The sequence below is a fragment of the Prochlorococcus sp. MIT 0916 genome, from assembly GCF_047305155.1.
Classification (GTDB): domain Bacteria; phylum Cyanobacteriota; class Cyanobacteriia; order PCC-6307; family Cyanobiaceae; genus Prochlorococcus_B.
The window spans coordinates 1251269-1271443 of the sequence record NZ_CP138980.1 but is presented as its reverse complement, the minus strand read 5'-3'; the positions used below and the strand labels follow the sequence as shown (position 1 = coordinate 1271443).

General features: G+C 34.4%; 19 protein-coding genes. 11 read left to right on the top strand and 8 right to left on the bottom strand.

Annotated elements, in window-relative coordinates:
• The first annotated feature begins 26 nt into the window (after window positions 1-26).
• The 3 genes from SIB53_RS06655 to SIB53_RS06645 are packed head-to-tail and all read left to right on the top strand — an operon-like array spanning window position 27 to window position 2592.
• On the top strand, window positions 27-590 hold the full coding sequence (locus SIB53_RS06655; protein WP_413677476.1) for a DUF2854 domain-containing protein: 564 nt from the start codon (window positions 27-29) through the stop codon (window positions 588-590).
• Complete coding sequence (gene argB, locus SIB53_RS06650; protein WP_413677475.1) at window positions 583-1497, top strand: acetylglutamate kinase; 915 nt, start codon at window positions 583-585, stop codon at window positions 1495-1497. The genes SIB53_RS06655 and argB overlap by 8 nt, the downstream gene beginning before the upstream one ends.
• On the top strand, window positions 1498-2592 hold the full coding sequence (locus tag SIB53_RS06645; RefSeq protein WP_413677474.1) for a DUF3153 domain-containing protein: 1095 nt from the start codon (window positions 1498-1500) through the stop codon (window positions 2590-2592).
• Between the two features lie 13 nt (window positions 2593-2605).
• Here the strand turns inward: SIB53_RS06645 and priA are convergent, their stop codons facing one another.
• Complete coding sequence (priA, locus tag SIB53_RS06640) at window positions 2606-4849, bottom strand: primosomal protein N' (RefSeq protein ID WP_413677473.1); 2244 nt, start codon at window positions 4847-4849, stop codon at window positions 2606-2608.
• A 412-nt stretch (window positions 4850-5261) separates the two neighbouring features.
• Here priA and rpoD point away from each other — a divergent pair, with 412 nt between their 5' ends.
• Window positions 5262-6524 (top strand): RNA polymerase sigma factor RpoD, encoded by a 1263-nt coding sequence (gene rpoD / locus SIB53_RS06635; protein ID WP_413677472.1) that lies wholly within the window; start codon window positions 5262-5264, stop codon window positions 6522-6524.
• A gap of 156 nt (window positions 6525-6680) precedes the next feature.
• Entirely contained in the window at window positions 6681-7628 is a 948-nt protein-coding gene (gene hemC, locus SIB53_RS06630) for a hydroxymethylbilane synthase (protein WP_413677471.1), read from the top strand.
• A 13-nt stretch (window positions 7629-7641) separates the two neighbouring features.
• On the opposite strand, the gene SIB53_RS06625 is transcribed toward hemC, so the two are convergent.
• Both SIB53_RS06625 and SIB53_RS06620 read right to left on the bottom strand, forming a co-directional pair.
• Complete coding sequence (locus tag SIB53_RS06625; RefSeq protein ID WP_413677470.1) at window positions 7642-8229, bottom strand: inorganic diphosphatase; 588 nt, start codon at window positions 8227-8229, stop codon at window positions 7642-7644.
• Window positions 8230-8355: 126 nt separating this feature from the next.
• Window positions 8356-9888 (bottom strand): carboxypeptidase M32, encoded by a 1533-nt coding sequence (locus SIB53_RS06620; protein WP_413677469.1) that lies wholly within the window; start codon window positions 9886-9888, stop codon window positions 8356-8358.
• Window positions 9889-10119: 231 nt separating this feature from the next.
• Between SIB53_RS06620 and SIB53_RS06615 the strand changes: the two genes are divergently transcribed.
• The 4 genes from SIB53_RS06615 (at window position 10120) to SIB53_RS06600 (ending at window position 13544) form a co-directional block, all read left to right on the top strand.
• Entirely contained in the window at window positions 10120-10581 is a 462-nt protein-coding gene (locus SIB53_RS06615) for a secondary thiamine-phosphate synthase enzyme YjbQ (RefSeq protein ID WP_413677468.1), read from the top strand.
• Between the two features lie 19 nt (window positions 10582-10600).
• Complete coding sequence (locus SIB53_RS06610; RefSeq protein ID WP_413677467.1) at window positions 10601-10888, top strand: 4a-hydroxytetrahydrobiopterin dehydratase; 288 nt, start codon at window positions 10601-10603, stop codon at window positions 10886-10888.
• Between the two features lie 25 nt (window positions 10889-10913).
• Window positions 10914-11930: a CobW family GTP-binding protein gene (locus tag SIB53_RS06605; protein WP_413677466.1), complete on the top strand. Its 1017-nt coding sequence runs from the start codon at window positions 10914-10916 to the stop codon at window positions 11928-11930.
• A gap of 96 nt (window positions 11931-12026) precedes the next feature.
• The gene (locus tag SIB53_RS06600) at window positions 12027-13544 is read left to right on the top strand and encodes an ABC transporter permease (protein WP_413677465.1); all 1518 of its coding nucleotides are present in this window, start codon (window positions 12027-12029) and stop codon (window positions 13542-13544) included.
• A gap of 9 nt (window positions 13545-13553) precedes the next feature.
• Here the strand turns inward: SIB53_RS06600 and SIB53_RS06595 are convergent, their stop codons facing one another.
• The 4 genes from SIB53_RS06595 to SIB53_RS06580 form a co-directional block, all read right to left on the bottom strand.
• A complete protein-coding gene (locus SIB53_RS06595; RefSeq protein ID WP_413677464.1) occupies window positions 13554-14501 on the bottom strand; it encodes a lysylphosphatidylglycerol synthase domain-containing protein in 948 nt (315 codons plus the stop codon).
• A gap of 14 nt (window positions 14502-14515) precedes the next feature.
• On the bottom strand, window positions 14516-15739 hold the full coding sequence (larC, locus tag SIB53_RS06590; RefSeq protein ID WP_413677463.1) for a nickel pincer cofactor biosynthesis protein LarC: 1224 nt from the start codon (window positions 15737-15739) through the stop codon (window positions 14516-14518).
• Window positions 15740-15805: 66 nt separating this feature from the next.
• Complete coding sequence (locus SIB53_RS06585) at window positions 15806-16453, bottom strand: hypothetical protein (protein WP_413677462.1); 648 nt, start codon at window positions 16451-16453, stop codon at window positions 15806-15808.
• A gap of 69 nt (window positions 16454-16522) precedes the next feature.
• Window positions 16523-16858 (bottom strand): hypothetical protein, encoded by a 336-nt coding sequence (locus SIB53_RS06580; RefSeq protein WP_413677461.1) that lies wholly within the window; start codon window positions 16856-16858, stop codon window positions 16523-16525.
• Between the two features lie 56 nt (window positions 16859-16914).
• On the opposite strand from SIB53_RS06580, the gene xth reads away from it, so the two are divergent.
• Window positions 16915-17742: an exodeoxyribonuclease III gene (xth, locus tag SIB53_RS06575; protein ID WP_413677460.1), complete on the top strand. Its 828-nt coding sequence runs from the start codon at window positions 16915-16917 to the stop codon at window positions 17740-17742.
• A gap of 328 nt (window positions 17743-18070) precedes the next feature.
• On the top strand, window positions 18071-19309 hold the full coding sequence (gene hemL / locus SIB53_RS06570) for a glutamate-1-semialdehyde 2,1-aminomutase (RefSeq protein ID WP_413679130.1): 1239 nt from the start codon (window positions 18071-18073) through the stop codon (window positions 19307-19309).
• A 56-nt stretch (window positions 19310-19365) separates the two neighbouring features.
• Here hemL and SIB53_RS06565 read toward each other — a convergent pair whose 3' ends face one another.
• Window positions 19366-20169 (bottom strand): prohibitin family protein, encoded by an 804-nt coding sequence (locus SIB53_RS06565; RefSeq protein WP_269609827.1) that lies wholly within the window; start codon window positions 20167-20169, stop codon window positions 19366-19368.
• Between the last annotated feature and the right edge of the window lie 6 nt (window positions 20170-20175).

Here is a 20175-nt window from a genome sequence, read left to right as displayed (position 1 = left end):
CCACGATTTTAGCCAAAATTACACTCATGAATAAACTTTTTTCACCGGCAAGCCTCATCACTATTGGAGGAGCATCCCTTTCTCTAATAGGCTTAACAGCCTATTTCAGTGATGCAACAAACCTCAGTGTTCCAACTTTCTTCTATGGAGTACCTATTTTTCTAATAGGTATATCACTGAAAACGACTGAAGTTCCTCCTGCCCTAAGAGTAGTTCCGGTAACTAAATTTGCCTCAGAAAGAGAGAAAGCTCCTGAAGAACTAATAAAACTAGTTAAAGATGTAACTAGATGGCGCTATGGTCAATCTTGCCAGCTTGAAGCATCTCTAAGAGTATTAAAGCTTTGGGACATAGACAATCCTCCCCAACTTATAGAAGTAGAAGAGTTGGTTAAAGAGGGGAATTATGGAATACGAATGAGATTTGAAATGGCTGCTGTGTCTTTAGAAAGATGGAATGCTCAAAAAGAACGTTTAGGAAGATTCTTTGCTAAAGGTTTGTGCGCTGAATTATTTTGTCCTACACCTGGTGCAATAGATTTAATCCTACTTCCGCAAAAACAAGAAGAAAAGCCACAAGAAAATGAATAAAGAAAATCAACAAGCTGACCACAGTAAGAATTTTAATAAACCCTTTACGGACAAAGATTCAATAAGAGTTTCCGTCTTAAGTGAGGCGCTTCCTTACATTCAGCGTTTTGCAAATAAAAGAATCGTAATAAAATATGGTGGCTCAGCTATGACAAATAAAACACTTCAGAATGCAGTTTTTAGAGATCTAGCTCTTCTCTCGTCTGTTGGCGTACAAATAGTAGTCGTTCATGGTGGAGGCCCAGAAATAAACCAATGGTTAGAAAAATTAGGAATAAAGCCAGTTTTCCTTGATGGTTTACGTATTACTGATACCGAGACCATGGATGTAGTAGAAATGGTTCTTGCTGGAAGAGTAAATAAACAGATTGTAAGTGGAATAAACAATCACGGAAGATTGGCTGTTGGACTATGTGGAATAGATGGCGGACTTATTGAGGCAAGAACGCTTGGAGGTGGAAGTCATGGTCTTGTTGGAGAAGTTGCAAAAGTAAATACAAAGATATTAAGCCCTCTTCTCGAAGAAGGTTACGTCCCGGTAATTTCTAGTGTATCCAACTCTTCTGATGGCAGATCACACAATATAAATGCTGATACTGTTGCTGGGGAGCTTGCAGCAGCACTAGGTGCCGAAAAATTAATCCTTCTAACAGATACCCCTGGTATTTTAAGGAATGAAAATGATCCTTCTTCCTTAATCGAAAAGATACGTCTATCGGAAGCTAGAGAATTAATTGATAAAGGGATAGTTAAAGCAGGCATGAAACCAAAAGTTGAATGTTGTATACGTTCGCTTGCCCAGGGTGTGAATGCTGCCCACATCATTGACGGAAGAACTCCTCACTCACTTCTATTAGAAGTTTTCACTGATGCAGGTATTGGAACAATGGTTATGGGTAGAGGTTAAATGTCAAATTTAGCTTCAGCTATAAAGGCTGCTGAAGCGGCCCTTGAAAAAGGTGACTATAGTTTTTGCATAAAAATAATTGATCCTTTACTTCTAGATTTCCAAGCAGAGACTGAAACAGGGGGACAACTTAGACTACTTATTGTTACTGCCTATATGGGAAAATGCGACGAACAGAAAGCAATTAATATTTGTCAAACATTAATCCAAAATAAAAAAGAGAGCGTCCGTCAACAAGCTAAACAACTCTTATCAATACTAGAGGCTCCACAGTTACCTAGACCATCAAACTGGTCTGTAAAAATCCCGAAGATGGTGATGGAGCCATCTCTAAAATCGTCATTTGCAAAAACGAAAAAGAAGAAGAAGGAGATAATTAATCATCCTCCAACTGGTCCAACAAAAAGTCTAGACTTTGGATTTTCAATAATAACTTTATTAATTATTTTATTATTAACGTTCCTTTTAAGTGGTTGCGTTGACATATCAACAAATTTTAGTGTTACAGGTCCAAATCGACTAAAGATTTCAGTTGATATAGATAGTAATTCTGGTGAATCAATTCCATGGCAGATGGAATTTGAAGACAACCTTACTAAAGAAAATAGTATCTTAAGACTCCAGAAGCAGGAGGATAAGCAGCATTTTGAATCACCAACTATTCGTTTTGAAGATGCAAACAAATTACTTCAGCAAATAGCTGATGCCGCGTCAAATGCTAGCGGATTCAATATAAATAAACCTGAAATAATTACAAACAACAAAAATTGGATCATTGGTACAAGTCAAAATTATAAGATTTATTTGGATTTGAGAAAAATCCCAAAAATTCCTGGATTAAAACTAAACATAGTCATTAATGACATTGGCAATAAAAATAATTTCAAAGCCAAACCTCAAGAACCTACTTTTAAAGAGGGTTTAACTTTCTTTCCTCTTGAAATTGGAAAGATTAATCAACTAGAGATTTCAAATTGGAAATGGAACCAACTTTCAGTTGGGATTATCTTGATAATTGCTTTAACTTTATTGAGTTTATCCCTTCAAAGATTTCGTCTTCAAATGGGCTTCGGTTTCCCTCAGCTACCACCTTAAAAAATATAAAAACTCATAATTGTAGAGGGTCAGGATCAACAGAAAGAGTTACTCCTTTTGGTAAATCTTTCCATAATTCAGGTCCATAAGGGAGTGGTATATGACTTGATTCCGGACCGTACAAAAGAAGTTGCCAACGGCTTTTACCTGCAACCCTCTCAACTAATGAAGGAGCTGGACCGACTAATTTCCAACCTTTTTGACTGCAAGTATTCTTTATTTTTGATAAAACCTCAAATGCCCCATGTGATGTCAACTCTGAAGACTCGCCAGAGAACCTTAATAAGCATGCTCGACTGTATGGGACCATCGAGGCTTCTTTTCTAGTCTTTTCTTCTTTTTGTAGAAACTCTTCGTAACTCCCATCAATTAAATGAAGAATCACTGGATGATCAGGACAATAAGTTTGCACTACAACCTTTCCAGGTTGCTCACCTCGCCCTGCACGACCAGCTAATTGCATAAATAATTGAAGCGTTTCTTCAGTAGCCATTAAATCAGGCCGATGCAATAAACCATCTGCTGCTAAGACGACGGCAAGAGTTACTTTTGGTAAATCCATACCCTTAGAGAGCATTTGGGTACCTACTAAAATATCGGCCTCACCATCAGCAAATCTTTCTAGCAACAATCTATGGCCATCACGGCCTCTAGTTGTATCTCTATCAAACCTTAATAAACTTATACCCTCTAGTTCTCTTTCTAAATGATCCATCACTCTTTGTGTTCCAGTTCCAAAGGGTTTAAAAGCATTTGAACCACATTCTCCACATTTATCACTAATTTTCGAACGAAAGTCACACCAATGACAACGCAACCATTGATTACCCTCTTTGGAACGATGTACAGTTAGTGCAACATCACAATGTGGACATTGAACGACCTCTCCACAACTACGGCAACTTAAGAAACTACTATATCCACGTCTAGGTACTAAAACGATAGCTTGATTTCCACTCTCTTTTACACTCAAAAGTTGGTTTTTTAAATATCTACTAATTAAGCTTCGATTACCAATAGCTAATTCTTCTCTCATATCTACGACACTAACCGTTGGTAATTTACGATTCGAAATTCTTTGGGTTAATTTCGCAACGTCTACATTTCCAGCGGGTTTTAAATTTTTCCAAACAGTTAAAGATGGGGTCGCTGTCCCAAGTATTACTTTAGCACCTATTTTTTTTGCTCTATGAATTGCCAAATCTCTTGCATGATAGCAAGGCATAGGGGATTCCTGTTTATAAGAGCTGTCATGTTCTTCATCAAGAACTATCAATCCTAAGTTAGATAATGGTATAAAAATAGCTGATCGAGTACCAATGAAAATACTAGGTTTTGTAGTATCTAAAGATCTCTTCCATGTATCAATTTTTTCTTTAGTAGAACAATTACTATGATATTCAAAAACATTTAATCCAAATCTCTTTCGAAAGCGATCAACTAATTGTGGTACCAATCCAATTTCAGGTGTAAGTATAAGGCAATGTCTACCTGCAGATAACTCAAGTGCTGCAATTTGTAGGTATACCTCAGTCTTACCAGATCCAGTAATACCCCAAAGTAAAAGAGCTGACCCATTTGAAAGAGACTCATATTTTTCTTTTGCAAGTTTTTGCTCTAACGTTAAAGGTTGAGGATTCTCAATCTTTAATTTTTTTTTCTCATTAGACCCTTCATTATCAAAAGAATTAAAAAGGAAAAGACGTTTTTCTCTTTCTCCATAACCAGCTGTGACAAATTTTCTAATCAATACAGAAGAAAATCCTTCAGCCTCCAAATCCTTTTGCCATTTTCCTCCTCCATTTAATAGAAGATTTTTCTTTAACTCAATCTGTCTTGATGAGATCTTTCCCTCATCATTATTGATAGATAATTTAACCCACCAAAGTTTTTTAGGTCTATTAGATAGTTTCGACCTTCCTAACCAACCAGGAGGTAACGCGGTCTTAAGCATCTGAAAATCACTTACATATAAATCAAGAGCAATTTCTTCTAGCCACTCTCTCCAATCTTTTTTGATAGCTGCTTTTTGAACCAATGTTTCTACATTATTCAGTGAAAAATTATTTAAATATTCCTGTGAACTAGTTGTGTTTTTTTTCTTCTTATTAACGACCAACCCTTGCATGAGTTGTCCTTTCAGGCGCACGGTCACAATATCGCCTAAATCAATATCTAAATTATTTCCATCTTGATAAGAGAAACATCGTCCTTCACGACCGACATGTAACCAAATATCAAATATAAAAGGATTCATATCATTTTTAATACTTGCCGACTTTAGAAATTTTTTCTAACATTGGAATGTGAACAGCTTTAAAGCTGTTGTGGAACTTGCAAAATTCCACCCAGAGGGAAGACTAGAAGCTTTATCAAGAATAGGAAAAACCCAATTCTGAGATAAGCCGGTCTGAGAAATCCCCTGACATCCTTGCTTACACATTTTCATTCCTCAACAAAACATCCTTCATAATTTCAAGTCCATATTGATGTCATGTGATTTTTCGCAAGATTTATCACAATTAAGGACAATCTCAAATTAGAGTGTTTTTGTTGAATTTTTACAAATTAAATAGTTTTTCCTGAAATATTATCTCTAGGAGATTCCGACCATTTTTTCGGGTAATAACCTGAGCTCTGCAACAGACCACAAAACTATCGGGGAAATCATGTTAAAGGAAAAAAAGACATCAAAAAATATTTCTCTTAATCAGGAAACTAAAAATAATTCCAAAAAAATTAAAAAAACAGCTGCCAAAGTAAACGTGACTAAAGAAACTCAAACTCTTCCTCAAGAATCTTCAAATGATCTAAAAATTGATTTAGATCTAGAGGCAGATAAATTAATTGCTGAAGCAAATAAAGTAACTGAAGCAGATATCGATCTAGATGATGATGACGATAATGCCTCAGTGCTATCGAGTGCTCAAGAAGCAGCTGCTAAAGCTTTAGCGAGTATCAAAATAGGACCAAAAGGTGTTTACACAGAAGACTCGATTAGGGTTTATCTACAAGAAATTGGTCGTATAAGGCTTCTCAGGCCAGACGAAGAAATTGAATTGGCCAGAAAAATAGCTGATCTTCTTCAATTAGAAGAAGAAGCTGCACAATTTGAAAGTGAGAACGGACATTTCCCATCAGTAAAAGAATGGGCAGTTCTTGCAGAAATGCCATTAACTCGCTTCCGCAGGCGATTGATGCTTGGTAGACGGGCAAAAGAAAAAATGGTGCAATCGAATCTACGATTAGTAGTTTCAATTGCCAAGAAATATATGAATAGAGGCTTATCTTTTCAAGATCTTATCCAAGAAGGAAGTCTTGGTCTCATTCGCGCAGCTGAAAAATTTGATCATGAGAAAGGATATAAATTCTCAACTTACGCTACCTGGTGGATCAGACAGGCTATTACCAGAGCAATTGCAGATCAAAGCAGAACAATTCGTTTGCCTGTGCATTTATACGAAACAATTTCTAGGATCAAGAAAACTACTAAGGTTTTAAGTCAAGAGTTTGGAAGGAAACCAACCGAAGAAGAAATCGCCGAAAGCATGGAAATGACAATTGAGAAACTGAGATTTATTGCTAAAAGCGCTCAGCTTCCTATTTCTCTAGAGACCCCTATTGGTAAAGAGGAAGATTCTAGACTTGGTGACTTTATTGAAGCAGATATAGAAAATCCTGAACAAGATGTGGCAAAAACCTTATTAAGAGAGGACCTGGAAGGTGTTCTTGCTACATTAAGTCCCAGAGAAAGGGATGTTCTAAGACTTCGTTATGGCTTAGACGATGGAAGGATGAAAACCCTTGAAGAAATTGGACAGATTTTTGATGTAACGAGAGAGAGAATTAGACAAATAGAGGCTAAGGCTCTTAGAAAACTCCGTCATCCAAATAGAAACGGAGTACTTAAAGAATACATCAAGCTAAATTAAAAAAATTAACTATAACCTTTACTTTTACCAGTAACAAATTCAAATATTCCTTAAATAATCAATTTCATTTCACATCAACCTTATTAAATTATTTTCCAAGAATTTTAATTTGGTAAGGTTGACTGCTTAAGGTAAAGAAATAGAAAATATTTGCTAATGACACTAGACCAACTGCGCATCGCCTCTCGCCGAAGCCAGCTGGCCATGGTTCAAACGAACTGGGTACGAGATGAACTACAAAAAGCCCATCCTGAGCTTGCTATCACCATCGAAGCAATGGCTACACAGGGTGACAAAATACTTGATGTAGCATTAGCAAAAATAGGAGATAAAGGTCTTTTCACTAAAGAACTTGAAGCTCAAATGCTTATTGGTCATGCCGAAATTGCAGTCCACTCACTGAAAGATTTACCTACCAACCTTCCAGAGGGATTAATTCTTGGCTGCATAACAGAAAGGGAGGATCCTTCGGACGCGTTAGTCGTTAATGAAAAAAATCAAATTTACAAACTAGAAACTCTTCCCGAAGGTTCGGTAGTGGGAACTAGCTCCTTAAGAAGGCTTGCTCAATTGCGATACCACTATCCACATCTTGTTTTCAAAGATGTACGAGGAAATGTTATTACACGATTAGAAAAGCTTGACTCAGAAGAATATGACTGTCTAATCTTGGCTGCTGCTGGATTACAAAGACTTGGTTTTGCGAATCGAATACATCAGTTAATTCCAACAGATATTTCACTTCATGCTGTAGGTCAAGGAGCTCTTGGTATTGAATGTGTAAGTGGTCAAAAAGAAGTGCTAGATATCCTAAAAACACTTGAACACGAATCAACATCTAAAAGATGTTTAGCAGAAAGGGCTTTCCTCAGAGAACTTGAAGGAGGATGTCAAGTTCCAATAGGCGTTAGGACTGAAATTAACAACAATGAATTAATTCTTGAGGGTATGGTTGCAAGCTTAGATGGTAAACGATTAATTAGAGATATAAAAAAAGGATCGGTAGGGTCTGCAGAGGAAATCGGAATAGACTTAGCTAATGAATTAAAAGGCCGTGGTGCAGGAGAAATATTAGAAGAAATATTCAAGTCCGCACGGGCCTAAATCATTCAAAATTTTAATTAATTAAATTAGGATCTATTTCAGATAAGTAACGCTCCTCGCAGGATTTAATAATTTGAACTGCTTTTTCAACGCCAAAGAAACCATTTACAGTACAAGTTCCTGGTTTTTTGAGATCCTTATAATGCTCCCAATAATAAGTTGTTTCTTTAATCCAATGCTTACCTAATTGTTCAAAGCTTTTTATGTGATCCATCCTCTTGTCATCAGCTATTACGCCAATAACTTTGTCGTCAACTTCACCTCCATCATCAAAGGTCATGATTCCTATAATCCTTGCCTCGACAATTGAACCGGGGACCAACGGTTCTGTAACACTAACAATTTCGATATCTAATGGATCACCATCTTCATCCCATGTGCGTGGAAGACATCCATAAGCGAACGGGTAGGCGAGGGACGAATATCCAACTCGATCAAGCTTTAAATGACCCGTTTCAGTAATGAGTTCGTATTTATTTATGGTATTTGAATTTAACTCAACGATTGTATTGACTCTAAGTTCAGATTCATTGGCAAACGCAGGTAATACATGAAGCAGATTAGGCGTTGTTCTGCTAGGTGCTTGATCAAGGTTAGCCATAGTATTTATTTTTGTTCCTACATGTTAAATCAACGCAGTAAATGTAAATGAAGTTGTGGCAGATAATTTAGAAAAGTTTCAACAAAAAATATGCTCTACTTAATTTTTATGCTAAAAAATGTGTATTTAATCAGAGATTTTAGAAAGTTTTTCAAGTTTATTGTCTAAGTATTCAAGAAAATAATTTGGTGATAATGTTGCTCCAGATACCTTCACTACAAGTTCCTCGGAATCCAAGCTTCTCCCATGATGATGAACATTTTTGCGAAGCCAATCCAATATTTTACTGATTTCCTTAGATTCAATAATATTTTCAATTTTTCCTAAATCTTCTTCAAGAGTTTTTGTTAACTGAGCGCTAATAAGATGACCAAGCAAATAAGAAGGGAAATAACCAAACATCCCCTCACTCCAGTGAACATCTTGCAAACATCCTTCAGTATCATTTTCTGGTGAAACACCTAGAAGGTTCAAATACCTTTTGTTCCATTCATCAGGCAGATCTTCTACAGCAAGTCCTCTCTCGAGTAGATCAATTTCCAAATCAGTCCTAATCATTATGTGCAAGCCATAACTAAGTTCATCCGCCTCTACTCGATTCACTCCCGGAGTAAATGGATTTAGATTGACCCATAAATCATTTCCAGAGTGAATTGGAGCACCTGCATTCTCAAAATGATGCCAAAAAGACTTTGCAAATGAAAAGCTCCTAGCAATTCTATTTTCCCAAAATAAAGATTGACTCTCATGAACAGCCATAGAGGTTGCTTGACCTAACGGCCATGCAAACCATTGGTGACTTTTAGAAGGCAAGCCTTGTTCATATAGAGAATGTCCCCACTCATGGGCAGTAGCCAATAAGCAAGAAAGTGGCTGACCTTTAACTATTCGAGTAGTAATTCGATAATCATCAGGACCTAAGGTTATAGAGAATGGATGAGGGGACTTAGCTATAGCTGTATTAGAAGGATCCCTAGACCAATCATTTAATAGTATTTGACAGAGTTTTTCTTGATCGCTAATTGCTAAATCCCATTTTTTACTCTTTTTGTTAGTTATTGTCGTAGCCTTATGAATCAATTCTGGCAATCTTTTTTTTAAAGGTTCAAATAGTTGACTTACACGATTAATCGTTAAGTTTGGCTCAAAAGGTTGAGCAAGTGTCTCCCAGCAGCTTCTTTCTTCACAAAGCTGATTGGATTGTTCTGTTCGTAACGAAATCAATTTCTTAAGAGCTGGAGAAAAGCTTTTGAAATCATTATTTTTCCTAGCTTCCTGCCAACACATATAACCTTCAGACTTTGCTGTTGCAAGCTCAACAATCAATTGAGGATCCAAACTTTTCTGTCTATTTAAATCTTGCTCAAGCAACTCAATATTTCTAAACCTATCTGTCATGAGTTGCTGTGATTCAAAATCATCCTTTTCTTTTAAATTTTGAAGTTCAGATTTAGCTTCTTTTATTAAAATTTCGAACTGTTCACAACTTTGTCTTGCATGAAGTTGCTTAGCTAAAAGACTTAATTGCTCTCCTCTCCAAGTGGAACCAGCAATGGGCATAGATGTATTTTGATCCCAGTAGAGAGTGCTTTGTATAGATCCCAACAACTGCGTATCTTTTAGGTAATCTCCCAAAAGCTGCCAAGCAGACTTTGACAAAGTATTTCTTTTGATATTTGTGTAATCCTAATATCAAATTGATGAAAAGAGATAAGTATTTGATCAATTTAAAATAATTTAAATCATAAGTTCTTAATTAAATTATTCATGATTTAAAAATCAAAAAGGTTATGTCTTTTTTATAAGATCGAATTTAAAATACTTTAACTTAAGAAGAAAGGAACAAACCTGTTAGTATTTAATCCAGTCAGGTTAGACAGTTTATTAGAAATGGAACAGATTTTATCAACTTTAGGTTTCGAGACGAAAGGACAAGGTTTTACTGACATAACAAAAGACGTTAATGATTGGATCCAATATAAAAAGCTCAAAAAAGGAATACTTCTTATTTTTCTAAAGCATACAAGCTGTAGTTTAATTATAAATGAAAATGCTGATATTAATGTTCTTAAAGACCTATCAGCTTACATGAAGGCTATTGTTCCAGAGGAAGGGGTTTATCCAATTGACAGAAGAAGCAAAAAAATAGAATATCTTCATTCAGAAGAAGGTTTAGACGATATGCCTGCTCATATAAGAACAATGCTTACTTCAAATAATTTAAGCTTTAGTGTTGTTGATAGTAAATTGGACATAGGTTTATGGCAAGCAATCTATATATGGGAACATAGATACTCAAATAAATCAAGGTTATTACAATTGCATGCAATTGGTGATTTTGATTTAAATTAAAATTATATATAAAAAACTCATGGTTTCCTTAATAGAGAAAAGTCAACTAGATTCTTTTATAGAAAAGAACCCTTCTTGGCTAATAGATAATAAAACGATAAAAAAAGAATTTAAATTTGATAATTTCATTGATGCTTTTGGCTTTATGAGTAAGGTAGCTCTTTTATCTGAAAAAATGGATCATCATCCAGATTGGCAGAATACATATAATAAAGTTAGAATCAATTTAACAACTCATGACAAAGGAGGAATAACTACTAATGACATTAAGCTTGCTGAGTCTATCGATAAATTAATAAATACCTAATTCATTATTATTTGCTGCAATTAGAATGAACACTAAAGAATCTAATTCTAAAGAAAATATTGTTTCCAAAACTAATATTCCTATCACAATTATATCGGGATTTTTAGGGTCAGGGAAAACAACATTATTAAATCATATACTTACTAATCAGAAAGGCATAAAAACAGCTGTATTAGTTAACGAGTTTGGTGAAATAGGAATAGATAATGAATTAATAATTAAGACTGAAGAAGAAATGATAGAACTAAGTAATGGATGTATTTGTTGTACTATAAATGGTGAGTTAGTAGAAGCAATAGAAAAGTTAATTAATGCCAACAATAATTTAGACTACATTATCATTGAAACTACAGGATTGGCAGATCCACTTCCAGTTGCAATGACATTGCTTGGAAGTGATTTAAGAGATCAAATAAGATTGGACTCTATTATAACTCTAATAGATGCTGATAACTTTAATGATGTTGCTTTAGAAAGTTCAATAGGAAGATCTCAGGTAATCTATGGTGATATTTTACTTCTAAATAAATGTGATTTAGTAACCAATAAGAATATAGAAGAAACCATAGCAAAGTTAAAAGAAATAAAAAAGGATGTGAGAATTTTAAAAAGTATTAAAGGTAATATCCCTCTTAATCTATTATTAAGCGTGGGTCTATTCGAAACTGATCTAATACATCAAAAAGAATCAGATCATAATCACTCTCATGAACATAATCACTCTCATGAACATGAACACTCAGAAGAAGATAATAAAATTGAAGATTTTATTTCTGTTTCTTTTCAAACAAAAGAACCTTTCTCTCTTAGGAAATTCCAATATTTTCTAGATAATCAATTAAAAAGTAATGTTTTCAGAGCAAAGGGAATCCTTTGGTTCAGAGAAAGCGAAAGAAGACATATATTTCACCTTGCTGGCAAAAGAATTTCTATTGAAGATAGTGAATGGGGAGAAGAAAGAAATAATCAACTTGTATTTATTGGGAAAGAGCTAGATAAAGAAAAAATCCTCTCTCAATTAAATGCATGTATTGACAAATAATCACAAAACACCAAATTTAAGAATAAATTGAACGAACTAAAATCCACTCCAAAGGCCTTAATAAAAGAAAGAAATATTAATTTTATCTATAATCTGATGGGATTAAATAATAGTCGTGACTTATTAAAGTACTTAGTAATAGTATTAACATTTTTTATTTTATGGCCGTTGTTTACTCTAGTCAGAGAGGGTTTATACGGTATTCAAAAAGGGTCATTTTATTTAACTACAGCCAATCTTAATGAAATAAAAGGAACACTTTTACTATTGATTTTTTCTCTAACTTTAGGAGGATTTTTAGGTATAGCAAATGGGTGGATTTTAGCCAATTGCCATTTTAAAGGTAGAAAAATACTTAGAGTTTGCCAACTAATTCCTTTCGCAACTCCAGCCTATCTTTTAGCAGCCACATTCATTGACCTCGGCAGCATAAATTCCATCAGAATTACCGGTATGTTGTGGGGGGTAATAATAATGTCATTTACTACCTACCCATATGTATTTCTACTAAGTTCAGAAAGTTTTACGAAAGGCGGTAGAAAACAAATTGAAGCATGTAGAACTCTTGGGATAGGTCCTTGGAAAAGTTTTTTTAGAATATCTCTGCCAATTGCAATTCCCTCAATTGCTGCTGGGTTAGCTTTAATGGCAATGGAAATCATAAATGAGTTAGGTGCCGTTCAACTTTTAAATATTCCAAGTATTTCTGCTGGAATACTTGAGAGTTGGGTAGAGGAAGGTGAGCCCTCAGGTGCCATTTCTCTTGCCTTAATTGCTCTGATTTTAGTTTTTTTATTAGTTGCAATTGAACGCAAATCAAGAGAAAGAAGTAAACGATGGACAGACGGAATAAGCAGTGGGGATTCACCAAAATGGGAATTAAAAGGTATAAATCTATTCCTTGCTCAAGTTATAACCTTTACTCCTCCAATGCTTACATTGGGTATTCCAATTACATGGGCATTAATAAATATTGAACAAATGAACCAAGGCTTCAATACAGATTTAATTGGATTAACTATTAGAAGCTTTAGTTTAGCCTTAGTTGTTTCATTAATAACTATATTTATTTCATTAATTTTATCAATTTCCAAGAGATGGCATAATCATCAATGGCTAAATATATTAACCTTCTTATCCAGTATTGGCTATGCAATTCCTGGATCTGTGTTAGCCCTTGCTCTTCTTTCCTTTAAAGGAAATATCTGGCAAATAAACATATTAAGCTTACTAATCTGGGGTTATAGCATACGATTCTTAGCTGTTTCAAAAGGTGGGCTTGATGCTGGCTTTGAGAGGATTTCACCAAATATAGATAATGCAGCCATAAATCTTGGGAAGAACTGGTCAGAGGTCCTTTTCAAAATACATCTACCACTTCTCAAAGGGCCTATGTTGGTAGGTATGCTTCTTGTCTTTGTTGACACAATAAAGGAATTACCATTAACTTTTATATTAAGACCATTTGATTTTGATACGCTTTCAGTACGAATATTCCAATATGCAGGAGATGAAAGAGTAGCAGAATCTATCTTACCTTCAATGATAATAATTTGTTTGGGATTAATAGCCTCTTTAGCTCTAATACCAAATTTAAATAACAGAAATAACTAAAATATATATTTAAACTTTAAATAATTTTTTAACTGGATAAATCGAAGCTGCCAAGACATCAGCAACAGTTGAAACAAGCCGATAGCAAAGCAATGAGGACAAAAGAGGTACCTCTGGCAAATGTGAACCAAGACTAAATAGAATCACAGATTCAAACACACCTAAACCTCCTGGCGCTGCAGGGACTATAAGGCCAATTATCCATGCCAGGGAAAAGGAGGATATTAATTCACCATGAGAAATTAATGACCCGATAGAGAATGCATTTATACAGCATAAAAAGCCAAGGAATCTGAAAAAAACAAATATAATCTCTACACATAGCGGCTTATATGGATAAAATATACTTGTTGAAATATTTTGGCTATTTTGAGCTAAATTTCTGTCTTTAATATTATTATTAGTAAAAAATGATGCCTTCATTGCCTTTAATTTCTTGATTAGAAATTGTCTAAATTCTGGCAAAAAGGCTAAAGTAGATGACCAGCAAAGTATATAGATAAAGATATTAAAACCTCTAAAAGGTATAAAAACAAATCCTGCAACAAGCATTAAAATTGGCTCTAATAAAATAGATTCAATTGATTTTTCACTTGAAAGTTCTAAACGCAAGGTATTATATCTAGATACAAAATGCCATATTCCTCCTGGCAAATATTTATATATATTTGTAGCTAAAAATAATTTTACTATATTCAAATTATTAATATTACAACCAATATTAATAATTAAAAACTTCCATGCATAAGCATTAATTATTATACTTAAAAAACTAAATATAATTCCCCATAATAGCAATAATATCTTTTCACTAGTAATTACCTGGTTAGATAAAGACTCAAAATTTCCATATATTGAAGTTCCAATAAATGTAAAACAAATTAATGTTATCAAAAGTTTAATGTTGATTTTAGAGATCATTCCAAAAAATAAATTATTTCTGATAATTCTAATCATATTAAAATTAAGTATCAAAAAGACCAATCATCTAATTCATAAAATTCTGATAATTCTATGATTAATTTATGACGTAACTCTTCTATTGGAATTCCTGTATTTAAAGTTATTTGAGTTAAGTCTTTATGTTCTATTTTTATTGAAATCTGTCCATTTGGTCTCATTACTTGTTTAACATTAACTTTCCCAAATTTAGTTTTATGACTCACTATTCTTCTGGGAAGGATCCAGCGGCTAATCTTATTTTCTCTCATTCCAATTGTTGTACTATAGTTAAACCAAACTTCCCTCAGTAAATTTTTATCCTTTGGGTAGACTATAGCTTGTATACATATACCTTTTCTATTTTTTTTCATATCAACTGAATAACAAACGACATCGATAGCTCCTGCAGATCTTAATCTTTCGATTAAAACCGCGATATCTTCAGGTGTGGAATCATCAATCCAAGCCTCCTGAGAAATTATAGTTTCATAAGAAGGCTGATTATTTTCTATATAATCAGCCTTTTCATCTATTAGAAGAACTCTTAAAAAATTAGGTCGAGAAATATTTTTACTTCCTAAGCCTATGCCAATCTTTTCAATATTTATTTTATCTGGTTGACTAAACTTATCTATAAAAGTTGCTATCAATGCGATGCCAGTAGGGGTTGTTATTTCACCAAAATATTTATCATCAAGCACCGTTAATGGAATTTTTTTTTGCCTAGCTATCTCTAGAACCGTAGGGACTGGAACTGGCAGGGGTCCATGTGAGGTGTATACGATTCCTTTACCGGAAGGTGGATTTAAAAAATAAATATTGTATGGCTTTAAAAAATCTATAGCGGAGCAAACATTAACAATATCAAGTATGGAATCAATTGATCCTAGTTCATGAAAATGAACATCTGATATTTCATTCCCATGAACAATTGCTTCTGCTTCTGCAAGAATTTCAAAAACCCTAATAGACTTTTTCTTCACATAGTCATTAAGGCTTGAATCGAGAAGTAAGTTTTTTATATCATTAAAACTTCTAGATAATTCCTTAAATTGAATTTTGTTTTTTGTACAGACAATTCCTCTTATACCTTCACTATCTCCAAATTGGAATTGTAAGTTATAATTTTTATCTATATTTAAACTTATTAAATTATTCAAAAAAATTGAGTGCGGAACACCTAAATCTAACAATGCTGATGCGAGCATATCTCCAGATATTCCAAGACTACAATCAATAAAAATAGATTTCATTTATGAGGAAATATATAATCAGTTTTACAGATAAAATACATTGATTTAATTTTTTTTTAAATAAGACTAATTTTTACTTTTTAAGATTTTTCTACTTTTACTATTTATTTGTTGTTGAGAAAGAGGGCCTATTATTTGAAAATCCTCAACCAAAAGTTGATAGTCAACACGTCGAACATCAAGACTAATAAAATGTTTTAAGTAATTAATAGGTACTTCACCTTTAAGTTTCACTTTGAAAGGTAAAGCTTTTTTTTGCTGATTTCTTGGCTTTTGACGAATTTTTATAACTACCTCTTTTTCTTCTGGCTTAGTAAAAATCAATTCTCCTCTTATTGAAAAATAATCATCTCCTTCCAATAAATCATCAGAATCAAAATTGGAACTTGAAGCTTCATTAAATACTTCGCTCTCTACAATATCTTTTTTTAAAGTACTAGGCTCCCAAATGCCTGTGATTTGTAAATGAAGATTTTGATTATTCCTACATCTTGGATATACGACCCAGAGGTGAGGTTTTTCTAGAGAAACGTAATTACGAATCAAGGTTATTACTCTGCCAAGAACAACCGAATCAATTTCATTACCTTTAGAGTCAATTAAAGCTCCACGAGTAAAGGTGTCATCATCTTGAGGCTTGTAAATGCCTCTAACTAATCCAATTGCCCGGTATTGCAATGGATCAGTGACCGAGGGGATTGGATGGTTCTGCATCTATTTAATAAATAGGCCATTAGTGACCAAACTTAAATTTACCAAAATCCTACAAATACTATTGTGATTTTATTCATTTGGGACATTTTCATACTCTGACTGATCAAATGCATTGAGAGCTTGATCAAGCGCATCTGATGGAGTTGTAGCATTATTCATCGCTCCTGCTTGTTTAAGACGGTTCATTAAATCAAATGGATCTATTGGTAAACCTTGATCAATTTGATCTTCTGTATCGAAAGTACTGTAAATATCTCTTTTCTCATCAGTTGAATAATTTTTTAATTCCGAAATTCTTATTGTTCTTGATGAAGAAAAAACTTGCCCTGCTGTAATTAAAATTGGTGCTAAACAAGCGAAAGCCAATAATAATTGACCATTAATAAAACGTGCAGTTTGGATCAAAACTAAATTTTCGTCCGAATTTACATGATAATAACTTGAGAAATAAATTTTAAGTCTTGCTTGTTGCAACCTGGAATGTCAATTCTATTCGTTCAAGAATAGATCATGTCAAAGAATGGCTCGTCACTAACAAGATTGACATTCTTTGCTTGCAAGAGACAAAAACAGAAGATAAGTTTTTTCCAATTGAAAGTTTTTCAAACCTTGGATATGAGGTTTCAATCTATGGGCAAAAGTCATACAATGGAGTAGCAATAATAAGTCGATTTCCAATTAATAATGTCAAGATTGGGTTTAATGAGGTACTAAAGGACTATAAAGATTTACCTATATTAAATGAGCAAAAAAGAATTATAAGTGCCGAAATCAATGACATTACAATTATAAATGTTTATGTTCCAAATGGATCATCTATAGATTCAGATAAATTTATTTATAAAGAAAAATGGCTAAAATGTCTAAAGTTTTATCTGAGAAAAATCAATTCAAGTCATACGCCTATATGTTTATTAGGAGACTTTAATATTGCCCCTGAAGATAGAGATATACATACACCAAATAATTACAAAGAATCAATTATGGCTTCTTCAAAAGAAAGGAAATTACTTAAAAATGCTTTAGGAGATGAATTAGAAGATGTTTTTAGAATTTTTGAGCCAGGCGATGAAAATTGGTCTTGGTGGGATTATCGCCATTCAGCCTGGGAAAGAGACAAGGGTTGGCGAATAGATCATATTTACTTAACAGAAGATATTCTTAGTTGCGCCAATAGTTGTTGGATCGATAAAGAGCCAAGATCTAGAGAAAAACCCAGTGATCACGCGCCTGTAGTTGTCGACATTAGCTGGCCTCAATCAGACGTTGAAAATGAATTTTTCTTTTAAAAAATTAGGTTTTTTCTATTTTCATATCATCACAGAATTAACAAATCAAATATTTACAATCAACCAAAAAACATTGAATTTAATGGGTTTGATCTCCAAGAAAGTCAATCTGTCACTTGTTTTTAGGATTAAACTCATTTATCAAGATGAGTCTATTAAAGATTAAAAAAAATAACCAGATGCTGAACAGATTCAAAAATTTAGACGAATCAGTCACTTTTAGGCCATTATGGCTGACTGTGTTTATGAGCTCATTCGCTGAGGTGCTGTGACAGACGCGTTGAACACAAAAAGATCTGAAGAAATTTTTGGCTCTGCCAAAAATTTAATGCCTGGTGGAGTCAGTTCACCTGTAAGAGCTTTCAAATCTGTTGAAGGGGATCCCATCGTTTTTGATCGAGTGAAGGGTCCTTATGCATGGGATGTTGATGGAAACAGATACATCGACTATGTAGGTAGCTGGGGACCTGCGATTTGTGGACATGCTCACCCAGAGGTGATTTCCGCTCTTCAGGAAACACTAGAAAAAGGGACGAGCTTCGGAGCGCCTTGTCTGCTCGAGAACAAACTTGCTGAAATGGTCATAGATGCCGTACCAAGCGTTGAAATGGTTCGCTTTGTAAATAGCGGCACAGAAGCTTGCATGGCTGTTCTTCGTTTAATGAGAGCCTTTACTGGCAGAGATAAAGTTATCAAGTTCGAGGGTTGCTATCACGGGCATGCTGATATGTTCTTAGTAAAAGCAGGCTCAGGAGTAGCGACACTTGGTTTGCCAGACTCACCAGGTGTTCCAAGAAGTACAACAGCCAATACGCTTACTGCTCCTTATAACGACCTTGAAGCTGTAAAAGAGCTTTTTGCAGAAAACCCAGATGCGATTTCTGGAGTCATCCTTGAGCCTGTTGTTGGGAATGCAGGCTTCATAACACCTGAACCAGGTTTCTTAGAGGGATTGAGAGAGGTAACCCAGGAGAACGGTGCTCTTTTAGTTTTTGATGAAGTAATGACTGGTTTTCGAATCAGCTATGGAGGTGCCCAAGAGCGTTTTGGAGTAACTCCTGATTTAACGACTATGGGGAAGGTGATTGGTGGAGGACTTCCTGTTGGAGCCTATGGCGGTCGCAAAGAAATCATGTCAATGGTTTCGCCTTCTGGCCCTATGTATCAAGCAGGTACATTGAGCGGTAATCCTCTTGCTATGACAGCAGGCATTAAAACTCTTGAACTCCTTAAGCAAGAAGGTACCTATGAAAAATTAGAAGCTCTTACGAAAAAACTTATCGATGGAGTCATTACAGCTGCAAAAGAGTCAAATATTGCTATTTATGGTCAAAGCATTAGCGCAATGTTCGGTTTTTATCTCTGTGAAGGACCAGTTAGAAACTTTGAAGAAGCTAAATCCGCTGATACAAATCGGTTTAGCAAATTACATAGACTGATGCTTCAAAAAGGTGTTTATTTAGCTCCAAGTGCATTCGAGGCGGGTTTTACATCACTTGCACATTCTGAAGATGATATAAATTCAACAATAAAGGCTTTTCAAGAAAGTTTCTCTGAAATTTCATAAAAAAATCCAATTTAAATTAATAAATTGGATTTTTTATAGTCAATTTTTAAGGCTAATTAATTTTTTCCTCTAACAATTACAGGAACATTTCCTGAACTATTTCCTGGCAATGAAGGAACAACTTGTGTCTCACCATTCCATTTATCTAAAAACAATTTAAAAAGAACTTGATCATCAAGACTTTTATTTAACGTATCGTATCTAAGAGCTTCTTGCTCTGCAATTTTAACTTCAGTTTGAGCTCTCAATAATTGCTGCTCAGCAATCTGTTTTTGTTCGATAGCTGCTCGATATTCATCAGCAATAGTCAATCCAGTCAAATCGAGTGATTGGACATCAACGTAGTCAAACTTATTAAGTTCATCAGCTACTGTTTGCTCAACCAACTCAGAAATATCACTCCAGGAGCTCGCTATTGTTACCAACTCATACTTTGAAAAAACTGACTTGAGTGCTTTAAGTAATGATGGTTGAATAATCCTGTTATATATCTCTCTATCGTTATAAGAGATAGTTTTAAAAACTCTTCCAGCCTCATTAGGCTTTAGAGCATATTTAACAGTAGCCGTGGCAGAAATGACTTGCAAATCTTTGGTTAATGAATCAAATTTTTCGGGTCTAACTTGAGTTTGAACATTAAAAGGATAAGTATTTTGGACAAAAGGTACTTTGAAATTCAAACCAGGTTTACGTGATCCACCACTTACTTTTCCTAATGTTGTTACGACTGAAACCTGTCCAGCTGGAACAACGAAAAATGCTTGAGTAAGAAGTAAAAAGCCTGTAAATGAAAGGACAAGTAGAAGAGTTGTTGTGCCACCTGGTCCATTCGGAGTCACATTACGAAATGGAGTTGTCATAAAAAA